This window comes from Aquisalibacillus elongatus (assembly GCF_003843875.1).
GTDB lineage: Bacteria > Bacillota > Bacilli > Bacillales > Alkalibacillaceae > Aquisalibacillus > Aquisalibacillus elongatus.
Map to the genome: position 1 here is coordinate 85,020 of NZ_RKRF01000014.1, position 18,634 is coordinate 103,653.

The 18,634-nt window shown below is 36.8% G+C and carries 21 protein-coding genes; 20 read left to right on the forward strand and 1 reads right to left on the reverse strand.

The features are described from left to right. The first annotated feature begins 10 nt into the window (after nt 1–10). The 12 genes from EDC24_RS14355 to EDC24_RS14415 all read left to right on the forward strand — a co-directional run bounded on the left by EDC24_RS14355 (nt 11) and on the right by EDC24_RS14415 (nt 10,745). Nucleotides 11–823, forward strand: a complete 813-nt coding sequence (locus EDC24_RS14355; protein ID WP_245998204.1) for a S1 family peptidase — start codon at nt 11–13, stop codon at nt 821–823. 77 nt (nt 824–900) lie between these two features. Continuing rightward, entirely contained in the window at nt 901–1,638 is a 738-nt protein-coding gene (gene sigI, locus EDC24_RS14360) for an RNA polymerase sigma-I factor (RefSeq protein ID WP_124223763.1), read from the forward strand. Between the two features lie 2 nt (nt 1,639–1,640). Continuing rightward, nucleotides 1,641–2,873 (forward strand): anti-sigma factor domain-containing protein, encoded by a 1,233-nt coding sequence (locus EDC24_RS14365; RefSeq protein ID WP_124223765.1) that lies wholly within the window; start codon nt 1,641–1,643, stop codon nt 2,871–2,873. A gap of 355 nt (nt 2,874–3,228) precedes the next feature. Then, nucleotides 3,229–4,635 (forward strand): hypothetical protein, encoded by a 1,407-nt coding sequence (locus EDC24_RS14375; RefSeq protein WP_124223768.1) that lies wholly within the window; start codon nt 3,229–3,231, stop codon nt 4,633–4,635. Nucleotides 4,636–4,652: 17 nt separating this feature from the next. After that, a complete protein-coding gene (locus tag EDC24_RS14380) occupies nt 4,653–5,840 on the forward strand; it encodes an ABC transporter permease (protein WP_124223770.1) in 1,188 nt (395 codons plus the stop codon). After that, on the forward strand, nt 5,824–6,837 hold the full coding sequence (locus EDC24_RS14385; protein WP_124223772.1) for an ABC transporter permease: 1,014 nt from the start codon (nt 5,824–5,826) through the stop codon (nt 6,835–6,837). Before EDC24_RS14380 ends, EDC24_RS14385 begins: the two co-directional genes overlap by 17 nt. A 13-nt stretch (nt 6,838–6,850) precedes the next feature. Continuing rightward, on the forward strand, nt 6,851–7,546 hold the full coding sequence (locus EDC24_RS14390) for an ABC transporter ATP-binding protein (RefSeq protein ID WP_124223774.1): 696 nt from the start codon (nt 6,851–6,853) through the stop codon (nt 7,544–7,546). Between the two features lie 84 nt (nt 7,547–7,630). Continuing rightward, complete coding sequence (locus EDC24_RS14395; protein WP_124223775.1) at nt 7,631–8,248, forward strand: YhcN/YlaJ family sporulation lipoprotein; 618 nt, start codon at nt 7,631–7,633, stop codon at nt 8,246–8,248. A gap of 87 nt (nt 8,249–8,335) precedes the next feature. Then, nucleotides 8,336–9,343 (forward strand): SpoVR family protein, encoded by a 1,008-nt coding sequence (locus tag EDC24_RS14400; protein ID WP_124223777.1) that lies wholly within the window; start codon nt 8,336–8,338, stop codon nt 9,341–9,343. A gap of 307 nt (nt 9,344–9,650) precedes the next feature. Then, entirely contained in the window at nt 9,651–10,070 is a 420-nt protein-coding gene (locus EDC24_RS14405; RefSeq protein WP_124223779.1) for an NUDIX hydrolase, read from the forward strand. A gap of 3 nt (nt 10,071–10,073) precedes the next feature. Beyond that, a complete protein-coding gene (locus EDC24_RS14410; RefSeq protein WP_124223781.1) occupies nt 10,074–10,472 on the forward strand; it encodes a DUF4440 domain-containing protein in 399 nt (132 codons plus the stop codon). Nucleotides 10,473–10,553: 81 nt separating this feature from the next. After that, nucleotides 10,554–10,745: a PspC domain-containing protein gene (locus tag EDC24_RS14415; protein WP_124223783.1), complete on the forward strand. Its 192-nt coding sequence runs from the start codon at nt 10,554–10,556 to the stop codon at nt 10,743–10,745. Here EDC24_RS14415 and EDC24_RS14420 read toward each other — a convergent pair. After that, nucleotides 10,740–11,171, reverse strand: a complete 432-nt coding sequence (locus EDC24_RS14420) for a DUF1284 domain-containing protein (protein WP_124223785.1) — start codon at nt 11,169–11,171, stop codon at nt 10,740–10,742. The genes EDC24_RS14415 and EDC24_RS14420 overlap by 6 nt on opposite strands. 158 nt (nt 11,172–11,329) lie before the next feature. Between EDC24_RS14420 and EDC24_RS14425 the strand changes: the two genes are divergently transcribed. The 8 genes from EDC24_RS14425 (at nt 11,330) to wrbA (ending at nt 18,543) form a co-directional block, all read left to right on the forward strand. After that, nucleotides 11,330–12,136, forward strand: coding sequence for an MBL fold metallo-hydrolase (locus tag EDC24_RS14425; protein WP_124223787.1), 807 nt, complete (start codon nt 11,330–11,332; stop codon nt 12,134–12,136). Between the two features lie 138 nt (nt 12,137–12,274). Next, nucleotides 12,275–14,053: a methyl-accepting chemotaxis protein gene (locus tag EDC24_RS14430; protein WP_124223788.1), complete on the forward strand. Its 1,779-nt coding sequence runs from the start codon at nt 12,275–12,277 to the stop codon at nt 14,051–14,053. A gap of 85 nt (nt 14,054–14,138) precedes the next feature. Then, nucleotides 14,139–15,317 (forward strand): chromate efflux transporter, encoded by a 1,179-nt coding sequence (gene chrA / locus EDC24_RS14435; protein WP_245998208.1) that lies wholly within the window; start codon nt 14,139–14,141, stop codon nt 15,315–15,317. 12 nt (nt 15,318–15,329) lie between these two features. Then, entirely contained in the window at nt 15,330–16,115 is a 786-nt protein-coding gene (locus EDC24_RS14440) for a cobalamin-binding protein (protein ID WP_124223790.1), read from the forward strand. A 22-nt stretch (nt 16,116–16,137) separates the two neighbouring features. Beyond that, on the forward strand, nt 16,138–16,878 hold the full coding sequence (locus tag EDC24_RS14445; RefSeq protein ID WP_124223791.1) for an AzlC family ABC transporter permease: 741 nt from the start codon (nt 16,138–16,140) through the stop codon (nt 16,876–16,878). Then, nucleotides 16,875–17,168 carry an AzlD domain-containing protein gene (locus EDC24_RS14450; protein ID WP_124223793.1) on the forward strand — a complete coding sequence of 98 codons (294 nt, stop codon included), beginning with the start codon at nt 16,875–16,877 and terminating at the stop codon, nt 17,166–17,168. Before EDC24_RS14445 ends, EDC24_RS14450 begins: the two co-directional genes overlap by 4 nt. A gap of 16 nt (nt 17,169–17,184) precedes the next feature. Continuing rightward, complete coding sequence (locus EDC24_RS14455; protein WP_124223794.1) at nt 17,185–17,733, forward strand: GNAT family N-acetyltransferase; 549 nt, start codon at nt 17,185–17,187, stop codon at nt 17,731–17,733. 213 nt (nt 17,734–17,946) lie between these two features. Further along, on the forward strand, nt 17,947–18,543 hold the full coding sequence (wrbA, locus tag EDC24_RS14460; RefSeq protein WP_124223796.1) for an NAD(P)H:quinone oxidoreductase: 597 nt from the start codon (nt 17,947–17,949) through the stop codon (nt 18,541–18,543). The last annotated feature ends 91 nt before the right edge of the window (nt 18,544–18,634 follow it).

The window sequence follows — 18,634 nt, forward strand, 5'->3', positions numbered from 1 at the left end:
GGTGAGCGCCTTGTCTGATTATAAGCGTCCGGATGGTATGGATGATGATTTATTAGAAGATATTGATGAAGAAGAAATGTATGAGATTTTACAAGAGAAGAAGTCCGAGTTTCGTCAAAAGCGTGACCGTAAACCAAACAGCAAGCCAAAACGCCCATTTCCTAAATGGGTATTTTGGCTTATTGCTATTTTTATGTTTGTGAACGTTTCAGCTGTTACGTTAAACTACTTTTCATTCGCTGCGATTGATTTTATTAAAACATCTTCAAAGTTACTTATGGATGAAGATGTGCAGGAATATAAGGAATCAGTAGCTGTCATTGATATCGGTAATGGAAGAGGGACCGGGTTTGCGTTTACAGATGAAGGTCATATTATGACGAACGCTCACGTCATTGATCAAAGAGAGCGATTATGGGTTTACATATCAGGTGAAGGTCCGTATCATGCTGAAGTGGAAGAAACATATCCAGAAGTTGATTTAGCCGTTATAAAAGTAGATGACGAAGAATTTTCTCACTTACAATTGGCTGAACAAACAGAATTCGAGAAACAAGAGCATTTTTATTTTATTGGTAACCCGTTAAGGTTTAGTGGAATTGCTAATGAAGGTACGATTATTGGCTGGACTTCCTCATCAGATATTGATCATGAGATCCTAATGTTAGAAGCACCAGTTTATCATGGAAACAGCGGGAGTCCGGTTATTAATCATGATGGTGAAGTAATCGGTGTCGTCTATGCGACCAGGCAATCGGATGAGCATGGAAAGGTAGGTCTTGCGATACCGATTGATGCTTTTCATGAACGTTATTCAAAATAGGAAATGAATTGTAAGACTTAACACCCAAAAAAGTCGAAGCGAATACGAAATCTATAATATGTTGGGGGTGATGAGGGGTGTTGAAGCGTCAAGAGAAAACAGAAGACGTATCCCTCGAAGAACACGTCAAGTCCGTTCAATCAGGGGATGAGGAAACCCGTCATCATCTGCTGAAAGATTATCAACCTTTTATTGCTACCTGCGTTTCAAAGGTGTGTAAAAGGTATATAGATCCGGTGAAAGATGATGAATATAGTATTGGATTGATTGCGTTTAATGAAGCGATTGATGGTTATTCAGCAGAAAAAGGAAGCTCGTTTTTATCTTTTGCGAGATTAGTTATTACACGAAAAGTGATTGATTATATTCGAGCTGAGCATCAAGATGTATCTTTAGTATCATTAGATCAGTCCGACCAAGATGATGACAATGATTCAACCGCTGACTGGCACTTAGCCGATACAGCTAAAAAGATTCATAAAGAAGATGAAATAGCGTGGTACAGACAATTTGAAATTGAGGAGTATAATAAGCGGTTGAAAGAATTCCAGCTATCTTTTCAAGAGTTAGCAAAAGTATCTCCTAAGCACCAAGATGCAAAAAAGACATCTCAACAAATTGCACGTATCATTTTCGAGCATGAAGAGATTAAAAACTACATTTTGGATAAGAAACGGTTACCGATTAAAAAGATTTTACCGCTCGTAGATGTTAGTAAAAAAACGGTTGAGCGTAATCGGAAGTATATATTAGCTATATTTATTTTACTAAATGAGGATTTTGTTTATTTAAAAGATTACGTAAAGGAGGTGTGAAAATGGCGAAGAAAGGCATCATTGTTGAACAAAAGAGAAATAAAACTTATTTAATGACATCAGACGGATCATTTTATAAAGCGCGTAAATTAGATGGCTCTGTTGGGGAGGAGACATCTTTCGAACCGTTAAGTCAACCGGGTTGGTCTTTCGACAATATTATTCAGTGGTTTCAATCATTTGCTGGTTATAAAACTGCCGCCGTAGCACTGATTGCATTTTTATTAATCTTTCCATTTTATTCTTGGCATGACAATCAGCAAGTCCATGCTTATGTGAATATTGATATCAATCCGAGTGTTGAGTTGTCCGTCAATGATGATTATGAAGTCATAGATCTTGTTGGGTTGAATGACGATGGCGAGAAATTAGCCAGTCAATTAGAGAATTGGGAAAATCAAAAAGTTAATAACGTTTCAGAGAACGTACTCGATTTAAGTGAACAGCTAGGATATATTCAGGACGATCATCAAGTGCTAGTCGGGATTAGCTATGTAGATCAAGTACAAAATAATGACCAGACAACTTTTGATGATTTATCAAGACAAATGGAAACTACACTTGATACGATTCAAGTCGCTTCATTTGAAGTACCGTTAGAAGTAAGAGAGGAAGCAGAGAGCCAAAAGGCTTCTATGAATTTAGTTTACGCTTCTGAAGTTTTAGGTGATGAAGAAACAGAAGATCGCCAACAATCAGAAGGCGGCGAAGAAAAAGATGAGTCAAATAAACCCTATAAACAGATAAATGATAAAAATAAAAAAGTCATCGAAAAGTTTTTACAGAAGACAAACAAGGACGAAATCCCACCAGGGTTACAGAAGAAATTAGAGAAGTTCCAGGATAAAGAAAAGTCGAAGAACAATAAAGCTAAAGACGAGTCAGAACAAAAAGGTAATAAGGGTAAAGGGCAAGATAATAAGCCACCAAAAAATGAAAAATCAGATGATCACCCATCTCAGAAAAAAGGAAACAATTCTGAGAAAGGTAAGGGTAATAACGGTAAAGGGCCAGGAAAAGGTAATGGAAATGGCAAAGGCAACTCAAATCAAGGGGAGCAAAATTGGACTCCCCCTGGTTTAGATAAAAAGGACAAGCCAGGTAAAAATAATGAAAATGAAAAATTTGGTGAAAGCTCAGAAGAGGAAGATGAAGAAGGCTTCATGCCATCAGGTTTAAAAGATAAAGATGATGATCATCCAGGTAAACAAAACCATAAAGGTAAATTTAATTAAGATGAAAAAAAGGGGTTGTCCGGAATCGGACAACCCCTTTTTGAGCACTCAGCCAAGGCTTTTGAGCACTCAGCCAAGGCTTTTGAGCACTCAGCCAAGGCTTTTGAGCACTCAGCCAAGGCTTTTGAGCACTCAGCCAAGGCTTTTGAGCACTCAGCCAGCACTCAGCCAAGGCTTTTGAGCACTCAGCCAAGGCTTTTGAGCACTCAGCCAAGGCTTTTGAGCACTCAGCCAAGGCTTTTGAGCACTCAGCCAGGTATTGCGATTACTCTCTAGTTTTATAGAGAATTTCACTTCTTAACGGACAAGCTAAATAATAGTATAATACCATCAGTATAAAATTGAGAGGTAACTTATGAAGAAAATTGGTCAGTTTTTATGGCAAAATAAAGTGGTTGTGTTATTAATCCTTGTTGCGATAGGCGCAGGAGTGTTTGTGAAATTCATTAACCACCCGATTATGGAGTACTCAGAGATTGAGCGTCAGACGATAGAGCAGATTGCAAAACAAACGGAACCATACACGGAGTCTGCTCAAGACTTAAAGCAGAGATTGAGTCAAGATGCTTATGAAACGGAATCGATTATAACTGGTAATATTAATATGAGTGAGTATAGTCGGACATCTATGTTATTAAGAGCGGCTTTGGCTAATTCTCGAATAGTCGTTCAGTCTCAGTCGAAACCTCAATCGAATGAATCTTCATCTCAAGTTCAATTACAATTGCAAAGAAATAATTTACTCGAAGCGGATATTTATCAAAACGACTTGTACACTGCCATCCGACTACCATTTTATCCAGAGCCCGTGGGCATTAAAAATGACCGATTAGGTGATTTTTTAGAAAGAAATAATAATCAAGCTTGGCTAGATGAAGTGCCGCAATCGTTTAATGTGGACGAATTTTTCTCAATTGAATCTAGAGGTTTTTTAAGCTTGATTAGCGAGGTCTCTCAATATGAAACGTATACTGAACATAATGTTACTTATCAAAATAAGGATTACCATAGATTTACAATGAATCTGACAAATGAACAGGTTCAATCGTTAGTTCAGCAATTAACAAATGAACTTCAAATTGATGAAGAAAACCCTGTTTATAAATATATTGAAAAACTTAAGCAAGCTAAGTTTCCTGAGGGATTGGCGTATGAAGCTTACTATACAGACGATTACGTTGAAAAAAGGCTATTAACAGGTGTTGTGGAACTCGAAGGTCAATCGTATCCTTTTGAATGGGAAGTTGAGACGAATGTTAATCAAAACAACTATGATATAGTGGTACAAGGTGTTTTGAAACAGAATCAGCCTGTTGAATTTTTATATGAAGCAAAAGGTCAACCTAACGAAAAGGGTTATCAAGTTAAGCGGAAAGTTGATATACAATCTTCCGATCGAACCAAACTAGATTGGCATACGGATTATACGGATGGCCTGCAGGAAACGGAATTTCAATTTAATCCTCCGTATAATTTGTCTAATGTTGAAGGGAATTTGGATATTAGCTCGAATATTAACCATAACCAAGGTCAAAAGCAGTACGACGGTTCATTAAATTTTAGCGGTCTTTCAGTGAAGTTTAAGATCAATCAAGATATTCAATTTAACAAAGCAGCGGTAGTGGAGAAGATGGATGCGAATAATGTTCTTTTTTTACACAAGCAATCAGATAAAGAACATAACGAATTTATGCGAACCATCAGGCAATTAGGTGAAGAATACGCAGATCAATTAATCAAACAGTTCAATCCATTTGAATAAAGAAGGAGGTCAGGTTTGTGCTTTTTCATCTGTGGCGTTATGAATGGAAACGAATGTTAAGACACCCTGGCCTTTTTTTATTTGTCGTAATTTTCCCGATCTTACTCGTCGGAGCAATTGGCCTGTTTTTATATTCGTTTGCAGAAGAAGAATTAGATTCTGTGACAATCTTAGTGTTAGATGAAGATAAAACGTTTGAGACCAATATGTTAATTCAACAACTTCAAAATGATGATACGATCGATGGGGATGTAAATTTTGAAAATGGCGAGAAACCTTTAAGTGTTTATCATAAAAATCCTGACAATTATGCAGCAGTGATTCAAATCCCTGAAGGTTTTACGGACAAATTAATAAGCGGAGTCAATGAAACCATTACGGTCTACTTAAATGATGGAATGCCCCTTGCGTCTAACTTAGCTTATTTACTCATGGAAAGCGGTCAAGATTATATTACGGCTGCACAAACAGGAGTCAATACGGTCAATCATTTTCATATAAAGTCTATAAATGATTCAGATGAGCGGAGTCGTTTTCTCCAACAGTCAATAGTCCACTTTACAGCGTTTGCTTTGAATCGTAATGCTTTATTTAATGAAGAAGCGTCGACATCAGATGATGTTGTTAGTTTTGAAAACCAAATCTACATGCTCGTGATGGTCGTTTTAATTTGGATGACTTACATATTATTAACCATTATTTTTCAGCCTAAATATGCGCATTTGATTCAAGAGCGGTTACAATTAATTTCTGTCAAAAGGATTCACCGTTTATTAGCAGAACTATTTCATCATATAACGTTTATGGCTATTTATATTGCTTTTATAACAGTTGGATTGTATGTGTCGGTTGATTCAATCATTGAATTGAATTGGATGGTTTATATTCAGTGGCTAATCATTGGTATGTGGTTGAGTTTAATTTATTTTATGATTCATTATGTATTAAAAAATATATGGTTAACGCAAGTCGGATTTATTTTAACGAGTGCGACATTGTTACTCTTAGGTGGATTATTAATACCGCCGATGTACTTATCGGATACATTCCAAGGTTTAATGGTAGTGTATGACGGCTTCACAGATATTTGGAGCGGTAAAAGTTTACCATGGCAACTTTGGCTAACCCTCGTTGGCATATGGCTCATTTTAGTAATCGTATGGTTTGCCGTCGGAAAGGTGGGACGTCATGCGAATCATCGTTAAAAAGATTTTTAAAAATAAATGGACTTGGCTCTTTTTAGTGTTTATGCCACTAATTGCTGCCATTATGGCCATGACGTTAGTTGATTCGACGTCTAATGACTTGCGAATCCCAGTTGTCGTAGTGGATTCTCATGAACAGCCTATAACGGACGACATTTTAAGTGAAATTAAAGGCGATGACACTTTTTATATTAAAAAAGAAACCTCAATCCCAAGGTATGCACTCGAACGCGGTGAAGTCGAGGCTATATTTGTGATTCCGGAGAACTTAGAAGAAAAAATTAACTCAAGCGATTTAGAAAAATCGATATTATGGTATCGCAATAAACGAAGCGTATTTGATGGTTTATTTAAAGAACAACTAGCTTCCACGATCATGAAACGAGCTGTTAGAGCTGAAGCGGCTAATATTGTCATCAATGAACAACCTGAACAAAATTGGAATGAGACATATGACTATGGCTTACGCTATTTTGAACCGGAGCCAATTTTTCAACTTAATTTTGAAGAAATTCAGTCAGTTCAAAACGATGCTGGTGAAGAATCAAACCAGCAATATATTTTGCTAAGATTTTTAATTTGGATTTATATGTGGATTGTTCTCGCAATGCTAGCAAAAATTGTACTGGATTGGAAACAGCAAGCTATTTTTGATCGAATGAGTGTTGTTCATCATTCACATAAATTACGTCACGCGTGGTTAATAATGACGATACTAATAACAGGAATCCTTAGTTTGTCATTATTATTAATACTACAACACATGATGTTAGAAAAACTTATTTGGTTTGACGTATTTAGAGATGTCTTACTTATTTTAGGATCTGCTGTAATATACTATATGATGACGTACTTTATTCGCAGAAAGGAAACGTTATGGGCGTTCGCGCTGTCATATAGTACAGTGTCCACTGTCGTATTCTTTTTGGTTTATTATCAGTTTTTGACACTTGATTGGTGGACATTCTTATTTCTTCCGAGTTGGATTCTAATGTAATGGAGAGGTGCTTATGCTAAATCTGCAGGATGTAACCTATAAAAAAAGAGGAAAATATTTATTATCTGGTATTAATGGTCATGTTAAATTAGGGGATTGTATTACGCTTTTTGGTCCAAATGGTGCCGGAAAATCGACACTGCTTAAAATTATGGCGGGATTAGTTAAGCCAACTAAGGGAAAATGTCAGATTGAATCGTCATCAAAAAACCCAATTGGTTATGTTCCGCAACAAGTCGCACTATTTGAAGGTTTAACAGTTAAAGACCAGTTAGCCTATTATCAAAAAATTACGAAGCAAAAATCTGATACCTTTTTAAATGATATGATTCAGTCACTAGGCATTGAGGATATTTTACACAAACGGATCGAACAATTAAGTGGTGGTATGCAGCGAAAAGTGAATCTGGCTGTCGGAATGATTCATCAGCCAGAAATTTTGCTATTAGATGAAGCGTTTGTAGGGGTTGATTTGGCAGCAAAATATGATATGTTATCGTGGTTAAATCAACTCAATCAGCAGGGTACGACGATTGTGTTTATTACACATGATTGGTATATCATAAACAGTTTAAAACCAACGATGTGGGTTTTAGATGAAGGACAGTTGTTAGATCAAGTCGAGTGGAATTCAATATCTTACCTGAACTTAAATGGTGGGTCTAGGTCTTTACAAAAGATGTTTGATGTTAATGTTGCTAATCATTAGCAATTGTTTCCATTGAGAATGAAGCATATTCGCCCCTTTCTTTTTTCATACTATGACTAACTACATGAAGAAAGGAGGACGAGTATGCGCTTTTTATTTTATTTGACGCTTGGTGCAAGTATTGCGATGTTAGGTGCCTGTCAGGATTTAGAGGATCAAGGTTTAAATACCGGTAATGATGACGGTTTAGAGACAGAAATGTTAAACACAGATGGTGATGGGGTAGGTAATCAGCGACAATACCGTGATGATTATCGAGACCGTAACAATATGAACGATAATAACCAGGAACGTACCAATCGTCTTGATATGATCGATTTAGAAGAAGATCGTGATCAGGAAGCGAATAATGGTGAGAACAATTATGAAGTCGCAAATCGTGCGGCTGATAAAATAGCGAATGAATTAAATGAAATCGATGACGCATACGTTTTAGCTGGTGATAACAATGCGTATGTAGCGGTTGAATTAGAAAATGACAATGAAAATAATGAAGTTGATGAACAAGTTAAAGATAAAGTCGCTGACGTTGTAAAAAATACAAATGAAGATATTGATAATGTCTACGTTTCAGCCAATCCTCAATTTTTTGATATGGTCAATAATTATGTAGATGATGTTCGTAACGGAGATCCTGTAGAAGGATTCTTTGAAGAATTTAATGATATGCTTAATCGCATATTTCCAGATTTAAATCAATAACTAAAAAACTCAGACGAAGGATCAATCCTCCGTCTGAGTTTTTTTATGCAGTTTTTATCATACCTTTTATTGAGGGGGTGATAAGCTGTGGAGTATCGAATAAAAAGAGTTTCAGTAAGTGAAATATTAGATATTCATTACAAAGGGTACTTTGAGCGATATGGGACTTCACGACCTAAAAATAGCGATAACCATGTATTAGAAGTTTTTGAAATCGACCAACCTCCAACGATTTATCTAAATAACAATCATTCAAGAGTCGAATTCCATTACGTTATGGCTCACTGCCAGGGTCACTTGGAGTTTATAAATGAGAATGGTTTATTAAAGAACTTAAGAAAGCCACGATTAAGAAAAAATGCCATAAAGTCACTATTCGGTTATGAAGATCTAAATTTATTTATTAATACGATGAGGACATTAGCGACGACAACTCATGACCTTAATTCACACTTTATATCCCCAATTAATTATTTTTTGTCAAAACCTGATTGCTTTAAAAATTGGCAATTGTGGCTCTTAAAATTGATAAATGAGGAAGCACTTTATTTTAATGCTATTAAACGAACAAAACTGATGAATGAAGGTTATGCCACATGGAGACAAGGAGCAATACTTAAAGAGCTGAACCTCTCGCTTTCAGAAAAGATGGAGTTAACCTATTTAGAAGCTAAACTGCATGTTAAGCCTGATGAAGGATTGAATTATTACTCTTTAGGTAAAGCTTTGTGGAAAGAGGTTTCAACTGAGGATCTAAATCATGTGTTGTGTTCTCAAGAAGACCATTTATTTATTGAACAATACTACACAGAAATTGTCCATGAAAAAGAGAACATATCTGTTGTAATAGATGGGGAGGTTTTTAATGACTATCAAAGTGTCAAAAGGTATTTAAGTCATTTTTTTAAGCACCAGCAACCACAACTTTACATTGATCAACTTGTAACAAAAGAAACGGGTTACCTGACGATCCGCTATCTACATTTTCCTCAACATCATCAACTTCACATAAATCAATTAAAAGCATCTTTAGAAAAAATCTTTAAACAACCTGTTTATTTCAAACCATTCTCCTATAACGAAAAAATTAGATGAATTTTATGAAAAATTAGGTTAGAATGTTGGAATATTATGTTAATATGACGATAAGAAAGTGATTTAGCGATGGGAGGGTGTCAAATTAGAATTATTGTATTTATTTTGGTAATCCCTTTTGTTTTCTTAAGTTTGGGATGTTCAGATGAAAATGATACTCAACCAACTATTTCGGTAAATGAAAACTCAAATTATGAAAAAACCTTTAATGATTTGAAATTAGGGATTCTATTTGATTTTAAATTTTATTTACCTCAAACAGATGAAAGAAGATGGAGCTTTTGATTAATTTAAAAGGAGTTTATTTATGAAGACACCAAAACATATTATTTCTGCAGCAACGATTGTTTTAAATGAAAATAATGAATTGTTGTTGATTAAGGGACCTAAAAGGGGATGGGAAATGCCAGGAGGACAGGTAGAAGAAGGTGAGTCTCTAAGCGAAGCAGCCATTAGAGAAACAAAAGAAGAGTCCGGAATTGATGTTGAAATTGAAAAATTCTGTGGCGTTTTTCAAAACGTTAAACGGTCTATTTGTAATACGTTATTTTTAGCTAGACCAATTGGCGGGGAGCCTACCACGAGTCCTGAAAGTTTGGAAGTAGGCTTTTTTCCTGTTGATGAAGCCTTAGATATGATTTCACTTGAGTCATTTAAACAAAGAGTTAAGCTTAGCTTAGATCAAAGCATGCAACCATTTAATATCGAATTTAACAAGGGGGAATAAGAAATGGAACAATTATTAAAAGACTTTAAAGCATTTTTACATAAATACCGTGAAGATTGGAATAGCACCAATGCGGAACAAATGTCATCTAATAGTTCAAAACAGTTAAAGGTCAGATGGGCTAATCCTGATGCAGAAGTGTCAGACTGGGGTTATGAAGAGACAAAAGAAGGATGGAAGCAAGCTTATGGCCAATTTGAAGGCAGAAATCCTAAATGGTCTTTTGAGGATGTGTTAGTCGATGTGAATAAACAACAAGAAGGTGTGGCGATTTTTTGGGTGAAATTTGAGCTAGATGGGAAAATGACAGGTGAAAAATTATTGTTCACAGAGACATTTCGTAAAGAAAATGGCAAATGGAAGAAAATTAGAGAGTATGTAGAGAACGGGTTTTTTAATTAGATTCGGAAGACACCCTTAAATAGTTTTTACCAAGACTTTGATATAATATAGAAAAATACTAAATTAAGGGAGTCACAACTTATGAGAAAGTTTTATAGATCAACAAAAGAGAAACAATTATCAGGTGTATTAGGCGGCCTAAGTGAAATGTATAATATTGACGTTAGCCTGCTTCGTATTTTAACGGTAGTGCTTGGAATCTTTACAAGCGGTATCGTATGGCTAATTTATATTATAGCTGCTATTGTGATGCCGACTGATAAAGAATTATAGATTGGTAGAATCGCCTATTGTTCTTAATCCTTTACCATCTATTAATTCTTGAACGCCTTCTTCACAAACACCATAAGAGCGCCATGAGCATGTTTGGCAAACGGTCTGAATATCAGAAGATTTTACGTTACGTTGGATTTGTTTGACCACATCTTCCCAACGAATAACTTGTTCAATTTCAAGACCTAATTTAGCCAAAATGGCTTCATCTCGTTGGAAAATATCAACGTCTTGGCAGTGATAATTCCCAGTCTCAGGGAACTTTTCACATAACTGATCCGGGCCTTTTACAATTTTAATTTGCGTCATTGGGTTATGTTTTAAGCTTTGATGAATTTTAGTCATGTTTTTCACATAATCCTCAGAATAACCCATGCCTCGGTAACCTAAAAGACAAAATAAATGATGACCTCGTAGTTTGTACACCATGATCACACCTTTTGTAAACTTAATAAAATAATGAGTAAACAATATGTGCTATTCTATCATTTAGCTTTAGATCTGTGAATGGTGGATAGGTATTAAATAAACTTAAAATGTGCGACAGTGTTCCTGTCGTATTTTATTTTAGAAAGGTGATTTGAATGGTACAGGTTTTTGAAAAAGAAGGTGTGACTTGTATTGAAATTCACGCGCCTGAGGTTGGTCGAGTTTATTTCTATTTAGTGGATGGGATGTTAATTGATACGGGTGTTCAACGATTTGAATCGGATATCATTCCGATTCTAAAAGACTTGTCGTTTGATTCCGTAGTATTGACACACAGTCATGAAGACCATTCGGGGTTAGGTTGTTGGATACAAGAGAACCGGGATGTTCCTATTTATGTGCACCCTAAAGGGATTGATATTTGTAAACATCATTGCCCTTATCCCAAATATCGTCAAATGGTATGGGGCATCCGTGAAGCATTTACTCCTCATGAGTTGCCTGAAGAGATTCAATCTCGGAATTATAAATGGAAAGTCATCGGGATTCCTGGACACGCAGAAGACCAAGTGGCATTTTTGAACCAAGAGACAGGGGTACTTTTCTCAGGTGATTTATATATTCGCTCGAAAACGAAAGTGATTATGGATACGGAATCCATACCGCTCATGATGCAGTCGATCCGCGACGTATTAACGTATGATTTTGATTCTATGTTTTGCGGTCATGCTGGGTATCTACCAAATGGAAAAGAGTATTTAAGAGAGAAGTTGGCAAACTTGGAAAGAACCTACGAGGAAGTTAAAGCACTGCTTATAAAAGATTATTCTATGGAATCTATTCATAGTCAACTATTTCCTGGCCACCCATCGATTATTGATTTTTCAGAAGGTGAGTATGTTTCAAAGCACATCGTTAGATCGATTATTGAAGATATAAATAATAATCATGATGGTCATTAAGGTTTAACTATACATATGTTAGTTATTTTCATTAGTCCTAAAATATCAAAATGTGTCAAAATTTGAATAATTCGTGTTGCGAATTGTCGAAATTAATGATACTTTTTATCTATAAGTTACATAAAGGTGGGGGAAATCTTGAAGAAGCTTATCAAAAGAAAGAGAAAAGAAGAAGGTATTACAGAACTTGAACCGAGCGTTAGTCAAAAGCAAAGCAAAGGTAAGTTCTGGAGAAATATAAGTGTCGGTAAGAAATACGGATTAATATCGATTATTACGATTTTGTTATTTTTAATTGCGTCTGGAGTAGTATTCGCTAGTTTGCAGTCAGCTGATAGCCAAGTTGATGCACAAGATAGACGTAGTGAACGTGCTGTGCTCATCGATGAGATGACGACGTTATTTTTACAGAAAGATTTAACAGTTGTGGATTATGTCGAGTATAGATCAAATAGTTATGAAGAAGATTTTCACACACTGGATGAGCAATTTGAGGGTGTCATGAAAGAGGTTCGCCCAAGGTTAGAGGGGGAACAAGTTGAGTTAATGGATCAGATTTCAGCTAATAATACTGAAGTTAATACCCTTTTTGAAGAAGAAGTGTCACCAGCTATTTCGTCATTTGATGATAATGCTGCTCAATCTGCTCGATCTCAGATTGCATCTATTCGTGAGGATACGCAAGTGTTGTTAGAAGATTTAAGAAACATGGTGATGACAGATTATAATACAGCTTATCAAAATACGAAACAAGCTTTTGCCTCTGTCTTAATATCACTTGTTGCTGGAATAGTTATAGTAGTTGTAATCTCTGCCCTATTACTTTGGGTAATCAGCCGTAATGTGAGAAAAAATATCAACGGTGCCGTTGAGATGGCAGATGAAATTTCTAATGGTAATTTAAATGTTGAGCCGTTAGATTATGAAAGCCAAGATGAGATCGGCCAATTATCTCATTCACTTAATACAATGAGAGATAATTTAAGAAATATTTTGGGAGATGTTTCAGAAGCTTCTCAGTCAGTTTCTAGTCAAAGCCAGCAATTAAACCAGGCCTCTAATGAAGTACAAGAAGGTAGTGAACAGATTGCTTCGACAATGCAAGAGTTAACATCAGGGTCGGAAAATCAAGCGAATAGTGCTTCTGCTATTTCTGAGATGATGGAAAGCTTCTTGCAAAAAGTTAGATATTCCTATGAAAATGGTGATCAAGTCGCACAGGAATCCGATTCTGTTGTAGCTTTAACAGAAGACGGTCGAGATAAGATGGTGGCTTCTACTGAGCAAATGAAGCAGATACATTCGATTGTTGAAGAAGCGGTTAATAAGGTAAAAGGGCTGGATCAACAATCTCAAGAAATTTCAAAACTAGTTGAAGTTATTCAAGATATTGCGGAACAAACAAATCTCTTAGCTTTAAATGCTGCGATTGAAGCTGCACGCGCTGGTGAACATGGGAAAGGTTTCGCTGTTGTAGCAGACGAGGTTAGAAAACTTGCAGAACAAGTCGGAGATTCTGTAGGGGATATTACGAAGATTGTTACGAATATTCAACATGAGTCAGCTGAAGTAACCGAATCACTTGAATCCGGATATAGGGAAGTCGAAGAAGGTACTTCACAGTTGGAGAGCACACAATTAACATTTGATCAGATTAATCAGTCAGTAAACCAAGTGACTGGAAAAGTTCAAGAGATCTCATCCAACTTAAAAGAAGTATTGGATGACAGTGTACAGATGAATGAATCTGTTGAAGAGATTGCTTCGATTTCTGAAGAGTCAGCTGCAGGTGTCGAGGAGACTGCTGCAACGGTTGAAGAGTCAAATAGTTCCATGGAAGAAGTGGCAAAAGCTGCTGATGAATTGAATCAATTGGCAGAAAAATTAAATGCACAAGTCAGACAATTTAATTTATAATTATGATAGAATAAAAGAGACTACAACATGTTATGTAGTCTCTTTTTGTAAACAAAAAAATTACATAGTGTTAGGGTGTTAAACGTTGTATTCATTCAGGCATTACCTCGAGATATTAATGGTCGCAACTCGACTTGGTTTAACCTCTTTTGGAGGTCCGGTTGCTCATTTAGCCTATTTTCAAGAAGAGTATATTAAGCGAAAGAAATGGCTAGATGACAAGACTTATGCCGACTTAATTGCCCTTTGTCAATTCTTGCCCGGACCTGCAAGTTCACAGGTTGGCATCTCAATTGGAATGATTAGAGGCGGAGTTTTAGGCGGTATTTTGGCTTGGATTGGTTTTACGCTACCATCTGTAATCGTATTAATATTATTTGCGATGTTTATGATTCAAGCTGATTTAGTCGATTCAACATTTATTGGAGCATTAAAAGTTGTAGCGGTTGCCGTGGTGGCCCACGCAATTATTAATATGGGTAAAAAATTGACCCCTGATTTACCGAGAATAGCTTTTGCCATCGTGGCGGCAGGCATTTTATTATTAGCGCCATTGGCATCGACTCAGATTATTATTATCTTAGTGGCTGCATTAGTCGGTTATTTCATGTTTAGAAAACAGGACCTAAGCACAGATACGAGTCTTAACATTGATTTATCGAAAAAGGTGGGAGCGGTAAGCCTAACCTTATTTTTTGCTTTGTTACTGGTCTTGCCACTGATTAGTCGTAGTTTTGACCATGTTTATGTGCAATTGTTTGATATTTTCTATCGTGTTGGTTCACTCGTATTTGGTGGTGGCCACGTTGTTCTACCATTATTGGAGCGTGAGTTAGTACCAAATGGATTTCTATCAGAAGAGATGTTTTTAGCAGGTTACGGTGCGGCGCAAGCCATCCCTGGTCCGTTATTTACGTTTTCAAGCTATTTAGGTCAAGTTGCTTCAAACTTAGGCGGTGCTGTAGTTGCGACATTAGGGATTTTCTTGCCATCGTTCCTATTATTAATTGGGATTTTACCGTTTTGGAAAACTATTAGTCAGTATAAAGCCGTTCGGGCTGCTTTGATTGGCGTGAATGCAGCAGTCGTAGGTATTTTATTAGCAGCTTTTTATGATCCAATTTTCACAAGTGGAATTAGTTCAAGTGCTGATTTCGCAGTAGCGTTAGTCGGATTTAGCTTACTTCAGTTCTGGAAAAAGCCAGCATGGTTAGTTGTCATCATCACTGTCCTTTTATACATGTTGGTTGCGATGTTGATCTAAAGGAGTGACAAAATGAGAATTGTATCTCTTTGTCCGAGTAATACAGAAATTTTAGCATACTTAGGTTTAATGGATTATGTCGTTGGTATAGATAACGACTCCGACTGGCCGGAAAAGGTTGAACATCTACCTCGTGTTGGTCGTGATTTAGATATCGATATAGATAAAGTGTTAAGTTTAAAACCAGATTTAGTATTGGCGTCCTTAAGCGTTCCAGGCATGGAAAAGAATATAGAAAAGTTAGAACAAACTGAACTAAATTACATCACACTAGATCCCAATTCATTGGATGAGATAGCAGAGGATTTATTGACAGTAGGTCGTTACACAGGTTTCGAAACTCAAGCAGAAAGAGTTTATCAGGAGTATTATGAAACGTTACGGCAATATGAAGAATTGGCTAAACAAATTACAGAGCCTAAACGAATATACTGGGAATGGTGGCCAAAACCGATTTTTACCCCAGGTGCCCTTAACTGGTTAAGTTATATCAGTGAATTAGCTGGTGCTGTTAATGTGTTTTCCGACGTCAATCAAGCTAGCGTTCAAACAGAATGGAATGAAGTGATGAAGCGGAACCCGGATGAGATTTGTATGGTTTGGGTTGGTGTTCAGGAGAAGAAAATGAACCCAGATATAGTTAGAAAACGCGAAGATTCTCAAAAAGTGACTGCTATACAACAAAATAAAATTCATGTATTAGAAGAGTATTTGTATTGTCGTCCTTCACCTCGATTACTAGAGGGACTTCAGAAATTAGCTTACACCTTACATCCTAATCTTTTTCCTAAAATTTAATCATGATGAGAGAAGGCTGGAAATGGAACACATCGATTCAATACAACCAAACGATACATTAGACCGTAAACTAGCGATCAAACAAGGAATTGTGTCTGGATTCCCAATCTTTTTAGGGTACTTACCTATTGCGATAGCCTATGGTGTGTTGGCTAAGGAGTCAGGTTTATCAACATTAGAAACGACGATGATGAGTGTATTAGTGTTTGCTGGAGCAGCCCAGTTCATGGCAGCAGGGATGTTTGCTGCTGGCGCGATGTTTTTTGAAATTGTTATTGCGACATTTGTTTTGAACTTTAGACATTTTATCATGAGCATGTCGTTTATGAATGTGGGCAAACGTTTTCCGTTAAAATGGAAGTTTCCATTGTCTTTAGGTCTGACAGATGAGACGTTTGCTGTTTCATCATTGAATAAAGATCAAGCACAATATAAGAATGGAACTTATTTTTATTTGTCCTTAATTCTAATTGCGTACATCGGATGGATCTTTGGAAGCCTCGCAGGCGCGCTTTTAGGTGACGTTTTGCCTCAAGCTTTGAGTGAAAGTATGGGGATAGCGCTCTATGCGATGTTTATTGGATTATTAGTTCCATCTGTTAAAAAGGAATGGCGAATTGGAATTATTGCGATTTTTAGTATGATGTTAAATTTTATCCTAATGGAATTGGCAAACCTTTCTCAAGGGTGGTCGATTGTCCTAGCTACGATCATCGGTAGCTTCTTAGGGATTTTCTTGTTAAAGGAGGACGATGAATCATGATTATGCTAACGATTATTGGCATGGCTATTGTCACTGCAGTTCCGCGCTTTTTGCCAGCTTTTTTCATGAAAGAGTCGACCTTTAAACCTTGGGTGAGCCGCTGGTTAAATGCCATTCCATTTGCGGCTTTAGGTGCCTTAATTTTTCCCGGAATTATGACCGTGATTAATGACCGACCTTTTGTTGGAATAGTAGGGGGCATTGTGGCTGCAATTATTGCTCTAACGAATATTAATGTCATTTTTGCCGTGATCGGCTCAATTGTTACGGTTTACTTACTTACAATGTGATGAAAGTAGGGATACAATGTTCAACGTAAGGCAAGCTACATTAAAGGATGCAGAACAAATTGCAAAGGTACACGACCAGACTTGGAAATTGACTTACCAACCTCTTTTAGCTAATGAAGACTTTCAACAAGTCATGACTTATGAACATAGAAAAATTATGTGGGAGACGACTTTGGCTTCAAATAGAGTTCAGCAGTATGTCTATGTAGCTGAACACAATAATGGCGACATCATCGGATTTATCTCAGGCGGTCAAGAACGAACAAAAAACTTCGATTATGAATTAGAGATCTATAATATTTATGTTTTAAAAGAATACCAAGGTCATAAAGTCGGCCATGAACTTTTGAAGCAGTTTGTTAACCAAATGATTCAGGACGGTTATCAATCATTGCTCGTCTGGATTTTAACTAGGAATCTTTATGGTAAGTTTTATGTACGCTACGGCGCTAAAGTCGTTGAGGCAGAAAATGTTACAATTGGGCACGGAACCTATGAGGAGACGGCATACGGCTGGAAAGACGTCCAACACTTGAATCAAAAATTGTTAGAAGCTATTTCGTAAAAATCACGTCGCTATGACGTGATTTTTTTATTGGAGAAACAGACCCGATGGAAGGCGGAACGTACCCGGTGGAAGGAGAAACAGACCCGATGGAAGGGGAAACTCACCCGCTGGAAGAGGGAACTCACCGATGAAGATAATCACTCATCATTCATAAATTCAACATTCTAGGGAAGAATTTTATAGTGTATAACTTTTATGAGGAGTGAGTGTATGGCTAAGATAGCAGTGTTATATTATAGTTCTACAGGTGCCAATTATCAGCTAGCACAGTGGGCAGAAGGTGCCTTGAGTGAAGCGGGAGCAGAGGTTAAGTTCTTAAAGATTCCTGAGACAGCACCTGAGGACGCTATTGCTCAAAATCCTGCTTGGCAAAAACATTACGAGGCGACAAAGGATGTACCAGAAGCATCTCCGGATGATTTAGATTGGGCGGATGGCTTTATCTTTAGTTTTCCAACGCGTTTCGGAAATGTGCCTGGACAGGTTAAACAATTTATGGATATTTGTGGAGGATTATGGGCTCAAGGTAAGTTGGTTAATAAGGTATGTAGTGCCATGACTTCGGCGCAGAACCCACATGGTGGTCAAGAACAGACATTGAGTAATTTTTATACCTCGATGTTTCACTGGGGATGCATTATAGCTGGGCCGGGCTATACAGATGACGTCATTTTTGCCTCTGGTGGAAACCCATACGGAACTAGTACAACTGTTGATGGAGAAGGTAATATTCAAGATGATGTTCAAAAAGCAGTAGAACATCAAGCGAGAAGAACATTTGACATTACCAATAAGATTTCAGGATAAGAAGCCTCTAATGAGGTTTCTTTTTTTAAAATAATACATAAAAACGTTTGCTTACACATACAAATATTTTTTAAACTAAAAAAATTTTTAA